Raw genomic sequence first — 6089 nt, forward strand, 5'->3', positions numbered from 1 at the left:
GGCATGGCACTGTCTGGGTGAATGGCGATAATGGCTATATTGCCATGCAGGTCAGTGGGTTAGAAGTGCTTCCGGGGGCCGGTCTCACGGATTCAGGGGTGCGTTAGCATTAACTGGCTACACACCTGATAAGTTAATTGATCAGCCTTCTTTTTTTCTTAGCCGCATTATTCATGAGAGCGACCGATTATACGTATTAGATGAAATCCAAAAGTCCATTTTTAAAAACAATTCATACACACTTATCTACAGAATTGTAACGGAAAAGAATAAAATACGTTGGGTCCAAGATGCAGGGCAGGTCGTATGTGATAATGACCAAAACGGCATTTTTTTAGAAGGCTTTATTACGGACATCACTGAGCAGCATGAGGCTCAGCGAGTCAAAGATGTGGTTTTTAAAATTGCCTCAACCGTGACCACTCGTCAGGGAGATGGATATTTTCATCAACTATTAAAAAGCTTAACACAGCTGTTAGATGCTGATGTGGGATTTATTGGCGAGTTTGAAGATGCTGATAGTCTGATAGATGTTAGTGATGAATTGTTTGAGTCAAATGCTAGAGTAATGAACACTATCAGTGTGGTGGCGGAAGGGGAGCCTCTTTTAAGTCGGAGCGCTGTTATAGAAGGAAGTTTTTTTGAAAAAATATTACATGCCAGAGAAGGAGTTGTTAATGCTGGAGCTAATGTACAGTTCTTAGGAATAGATAGAAAAGTGGATGCATGGATAGGCAGACGGTTGGATAACGCAGAGGGACAACCTATTGGCATAATAGTATTACTTTACTATCAGCCGTTAGAAACTAATTCATTGGCAACATCCGTTTTGAGAATTCTTTCTTCTGGTGCGGCTGCTGAATTGTTGCGTCGCCGTAATCATAAGTATATTCACCAATTAGCGTATGTGGATACAGTGACAGGTCTGCCTAATCGCGTACACTTTATAGAAAAGCTTGCTCTTTTGCTTTCAGAGGCAGCGGAAAAAGAAGCCATGTTAGCATTGATTTTGCTTGATATTCGCAGGTTTAAAGAAATCAATGATAATCACGGCCATTTCATAGGCGACCAGATTTTGCAAACAGTTGCCAATCGATTACGTTATGTTGTTGAGCAAGGAGAAGTCGTCGCAAGGCTCTCTGGAGACGAATTTGCTGTTCTGCTTCCCTTCACTGAAGCTCAAGCCATCACACTTGCTATTGAACGTTTTTGTGATGCTATTTCTGCTCCGATACACATTGAGCATCGCAGTTTTACATTAAATGTTAGTGTTGGAACTGCCTGCTATCCTCACGATGCTGTTGATTCTGGTGAGTTGTTTCAAGATGCTAGTATTGCTCTTTATCATGCGAAACAGCAAGAAAGAGCTGTTTCTATTTATGACCCAGTGATGACATTAGTGCTAAAGCGTCAGCAAGAAATGATTGAGCGTCTGAATGAAGCCATTGAAAATGATCATCTTGAATTATATTATCAGCCACAAGTTGATTTAAAAACGGGCCGTTTGATAGGCGCAGAAGCACTGTGTCGTTGGTTTGATCAAGAGTGGGGGTGGGTTAGTCCTTCAGAGTTTATACCTCTTGCAGAGAAAAGAGGCTTAATTCTTCACCTTGGTGCTTGGGTATTGAAGGAGGCAGGTCATCAATTAGCGGAATGGTTAAATAGTGGCTATGCGTTGCCAGGTCGACTATCAATCAATATCTCGGCACAACAATTTACAGATACTGAGCTGATTAATCACATAAAGCATCTTCTTCAGGGCGTGCGTCCTGAAGCTATTGGTTTGGAGCTTACTGAAAGTGACTTTATGCGCGACCCAGAGCAAACGGTATTGATGACACAAGCACTTCGTGCAATGGGCTATTCGTGTTCTATTGATGACTTTGGTACAGGTTATTCGTCACTATCTTACTTAAGACGATTTTCCGCTGATACATTAAAGATCGATATTTCGTTTGTTAAGGAAATACTGTCGAATCACCATGACAGAGTGATTGTTCAGACTATTATTGCTATGGCTGAATCGCTTGGTATGTCAACTATCGCTGAGGGCGTTGAGACGAAAGATCAAGCTGAACTGTTAGCACGTATGGGGTGTCGACAGGGTCAAGGTTATTTTTATAGTCCACCATTACCAGCCAGCAATTTTCTTGAAATGTGGGGAAGGGATATGTCTTTATCAGCTTAATAGTGTCTTTTAAAACGCATCATTACTCAATTTGAGTGATTGATAACTGAGGGGCTTAATATAACACGTATTTCAAATATTCCTGCTTCGGTTCTTGCTAAATTGTCCGAAGCTTTTTCAGATACGAATCGACTAGAAGAAGTGGCGCGCCCCCTTTTAGATTTAATGGAAGAAGTAACAGGCCTTGAATCAACTTATTTTACGGTTATTGATGAAGTGAAGGGGGTGCAGACAGTTCTTTACGCTAAAAATACTCGTGAGCTTGACATACCAGAAGGGTTAGTCGTTCCTTGGGGAGACACCCTTTGTCAGAGAGCTTTACGCGATGGATGCAACTATACACAAAATGTTTCTGAAGTGTGGGGAGACTCGCTCGCTGCTCAAGAGCTTGGCATATGTACTTATTTAAGTGAGCCTATAAGGCTTGTTAACAATACTTTATATGGAACCTTGTGCGCTGCGAGTAACAGTAAAATTGAAGTGCCTCCCCATGTTCAGCGATATTTGTCTCTTTTCTCGTCTTTGATAGCTCGTTATATTGAAAGCGAAATGCTACTAGATATTCTGGTGAATGAAAATAAACTACTTAAGCAACATGCTTATACAGATCCATTAACTGGCATTCTAAATCGTAGAGCACTAATCAAAGCATTGGATGAAAATCTCTATAGGGTAAATGCTACTGGTCTCGGGTTGCATGTGGCATTTATTGATTTGGATGGCTTTAAGGAAATTAACGATAAATATGGGCATGATGCTGGTGATCGTTTTCTTATACATGTGGCAAGCAAGCTTGTAAATTTCTGCTTACCTACTGATGTCATTGCTCGCTATGGTGGGGATGAGTTTGTTGTGTTGCGTGCTGCTAGTAATAGTTCACTGTCTATTTCTGCTGAAGCGTTTCGAAGAGAGTTAGAAAATTTAATAAGCGGAAAGTACGAAATATGCGGTTGTTTTATTGAATATGCTGGTGCGAGTGTTGGCATGATCACAACCGAGCCTGGACAGTTGAATGTTGATGAAGTGCTTCATTTGGCTGATGCGGATATGTATGTGAGAAAGAAGCAAAAAATTTAGTTTTATTATGGCTTGCCGTGATTGGCTGTTGCTCAACGCTACTTGAGTTTTAATTTTTTTTTGATTTGGAAAAAATTGGGCTTATATGGCTGCTATAAAGAGTATTTGTGCTCTCTTTTTCACATTGCTATAGGTGGGAATTCACTGGTTTTATAAAAAAGTGGATACATTTCTGTGGCTCAACTGTGCTATATGCTGATGGTTACTATTTTTACCGGTCATGGTCAGTCGTTGTTAAGTAATTAAGAAAGCGGTATGGTTCATAGCTAAATGCTAAAATGTTATGAAATGATTAAGGTTTGGGGTTGAGAATAATGAAAGTGTCTAGTTATGGGTTAAAAAGCTTATTGTTTGTTTGTTCTTTAATTTTTTTGATGAGTGTTATTAAAGAAGCATATGCGGCACTCCTGAAAAGTAGCCGCATATGTGCTGAAAATACTGGTTTTATAAAGTTGATACAAAATTGCATTTATACCAAGTGTCGTCGGTTGCAATAGTTAAATGCTGGTTATTTTTAGCCCGTAATCTAATGGGTTTACTATACCTTCTAGTTTTCCAATTTGTTGCATATCTTCACTATTAATAATGCTGTGAATGTTTGCGTCTGGAAATCGAAGGTTCTTAATTACATTAACTTGGCAGGGCATACCTTTGCCATTGATATCCATAACCCAGGCAAGAAAACCACCTGAAAACTTAGCAAGGGTACCTATTGGATAGAGCCCATATACTTGTATGTATTCCACAAGGACTGTTTTATCAAAGGCTTTGTCCGCTTCATGAATTTTACGATAAGCGTCAATAGGTGAATGTGGTGGCGTCCCATTACGTGCATGCATTAATTTATTAATGGCTTTAATAACTGAAACTAAACGTATTAGCTCTGATAATTGGTCTCCTTGCTTACGTGCAGGGTAACCCGTACCGTCTAATCGTTCATTAGCCTTTTCTATTATATCTTGACAAGTTGGGTTCGGTACCCAGCCAAGTTCCTTTACTTTATTTGATAGCGTATCGACGTGGCCAAGCAAGATGGCTTTTTGAGCTGGCATCATGTTAGCTTTTAATGTTGGTAGCTGTGCGCTTATAAGTAAAGGTTTACCTAAATTGTGTAACAACGCACCTAGTATTGCTTCTCGAACGATAGGAGCATAAGGGTCTCGTAGCAACAACATATCCGCGAGTTGACCAGCTACTTGAATGGAATGTCTAGCCCAATCCGACTCATTGTGCAGAAATGTTAAAGCGTATAAGAATTTTTTTCGATCTTGTTCAATTAAGTAGCGTAAAGTATCAGCACAGTCATAGAAAATTTCTGAAGGAAATACGCCCCGATTTTTTATATACATTAGTCCGACTTGCAGCTGGTGGGCTACATCCATTATCCCACGTTCCATTGGAGTCTGACGTGCGCGTTTGTCACGCTCATGTGCTTCACGTTGTTGAATTTTTTTCTCCTTAGCTCCGGGAATAAACAAAGCAGAGTGATATACCATTTTATCGTTAGTACCTGTTCGGTAAGCGGCTTCTCGTTCAGACTCATTTACGTAGTGAAATAGTGCCTCAGTTTGAAGAGTTGATAAATTAATAAAAGCTATGCCTACCGCTGCATGTCCATTACTGCCTAAAGGACGGATATGTCGAATTTTTCCCTCAGAAAAAAAGCTATCGCCATTCGGAAACTCTAATGTAATGCCAGGTATGTGATGGTCTAAATTAAGTGAGATGCTATCTGTTAAAGAGATATCAACCATACACCCACCAACCGATAGATTTCTCAGTTTGCCAGATATATTGAGTTCATGAAGGTATACTTCAATGTGAACGCGAGCAAGCATGCCTAGTATGAAAGGAATGCGAACGGCACCTCTTTTCTCTTTGACAAAAACGGAGTCAGGAAGCTGGCACTCAATCTTGTATCTTACGCTGTCAGTCTTAAGTAGTTTAGCAGCTACATTACTGAGACTGTACGTTTCAACCTCATTTCCTTGAGGCCCCCTCATCGATTCGAGGTCAAAATTTATGCGACTTTGATTGAAAAACGCTCAATGTTTTCACCAATATACTCTATTTCCAATATCATTCGCCCAGTAGAAGAGTTAAGTTCTACTACTTCTGCTTGCAATACTTGTGGCAAATCTTGACTATAAACGGACAAGGTGTATTGTTGTTGTATAAGAGAGCGAATGATCGTTGCTGATGGGTTGTCAAGTGGATTGGTGATCATATAAAAAAATACCCTTATAATAGTTTATAGTGTTCTTTGAGGTAAGATTTATACGTTTATTAATTTATAGCATATTTCTTTGACTTATGCTAAATAAAAGAGGGCTTGTTAGTGACTTTGGTTTGACAAACTCAAAATCTTGTAGAGGTTGCAGCGCGGTTCCATCACACCTTGCTGCTGTTCCCACTCTTTAATGCTCTCTGCAACTCTCTGCCGTTGCCAAAAAGTAGATAACCCTGGCACTGCAGCTCTTACCTTGGTTGCCCAGCGCCATGTGTATTTTACGCAGCCCTTCCGTGCCATGAATCATGTCACTTTGGTTGGATTGAGCAATCGGGGTGCCTTGTAGTTCTTGTCATTCGTCGTCTGTGGCAATGGCCTGGAACTGGCTGGTGAATGTTGTTATCTCTTCATATTCGCATTCAACGGCTGCTAGTTCGAGAATGAACTCATGTACGCTGAGGAACCCGTCTGGTAAGAAGCGTGAGCCGGTTGGGTTTGATCCTGCCCAGTAACGGTGGACACCTCAAGAACGTCATACGTTACGATGAGGTGAACCATGGCAAGATCGACAACATCAATGAAGAAAAAATCATA

The 6089-nt window shown here is 40.4% G+C and carries 4 protein-coding genes and 1 pseudogene; 3 read left to right on the plus strand and 2 right to left on the minus strand.

The window, feature by feature from the left end; all coding sequences use genetic code 11:
* Window positions 1-112 precede the first annotated feature (112 nt).
* From BIS10_RS19085 to BIS10_RS16840, 3 genes and pseudogenes are all read left to right on the plus strand, one after another.
* Window positions 113-370: pseudogene (locus BIS10_RS19085) on the plus strand (PAS domain-containing protein); the annotation flags it as partial.
* Window positions 371-391: 21 nt separating this feature from the next.
* Window positions 392-2188 carry a bifunctional diguanylate cyclase/phosphodiesterase gene (locus BIS10_RS16835; protein ID WP_253506982.1) on the plus strand — a complete coding sequence of 599 codons (1797 nt, stop codon included), beginning with the start codon at window positions 392-394 and terminating at the stop codon, window positions 2186-2188.
* Between the two features lie 39 nt (window positions 2189-2227).
* Window positions 2228-3265 (plus strand): sensor domain-containing diguanylate cyclase, encoded by a 1038-nt coding sequence (locus BIS10_RS16840; RefSeq protein ID WP_253506984.1) that lies wholly within the window; start codon window positions 2228-2230, stop codon window positions 3263-3265.
* A 497-nt stretch (window positions 3266-3762) separates the two neighbouring features.
* Here the strand turns inward: BIS10_RS16840 and BIS10_RS16845 are convergent, their stop codons facing one another.
* Together BIS10_RS16845 and BIS10_RS16850 are read right to left on the minus strand one after the other, a co-directional pair.
* On the minus strand, window positions 3763-5268 hold the full coding sequence (locus BIS10_RS16845) for an HD domain-containing phosphohydrolase (RefSeq protein WP_392567195.1): 1506 nt from the start codon (window positions 5266-5268) through the stop codon (window positions 3763-3765).
* A gap of 17 nt (window positions 5269-5285) precedes the next feature.
* Window positions 5286-5492 (minus strand): hypothetical protein, encoded by a 207-nt coding sequence (locus BIS10_RS16850; protein WP_253506987.1) that lies wholly within the window; start codon window positions 5490-5492, stop codon window positions 5286-5288.
* Window positions 5493-6089 lie beyond the last annotated feature (597 nt).

The organism is Halomonas sp. 707B3 (assembly GCF_024158645.1).
GTDB lineage: Bacteria > Pseudomonadota > Gammaproteobacteria > Pseudomonadales > Halomonadaceae > Vreelandella > Vreelandella lionensis.

Bases quoted from the DNA above. Each gene is read 5' to 3' on its own strand.
- BIS10_RS16845 (WP_392567195.1), bottom strand. From the start codon at position 5,268: ATGAGGGGGCCTCAAGGAAATGAGGTTGAAACGTACAGTCTCAGTAAT.
- BIS10_RS16850 (WP_253506987.1), bottom strand. From the start codon at position 5,492: ATGATCACCAATCCACTTGACAACCCATCAGCAACGATCATTCGCTCT.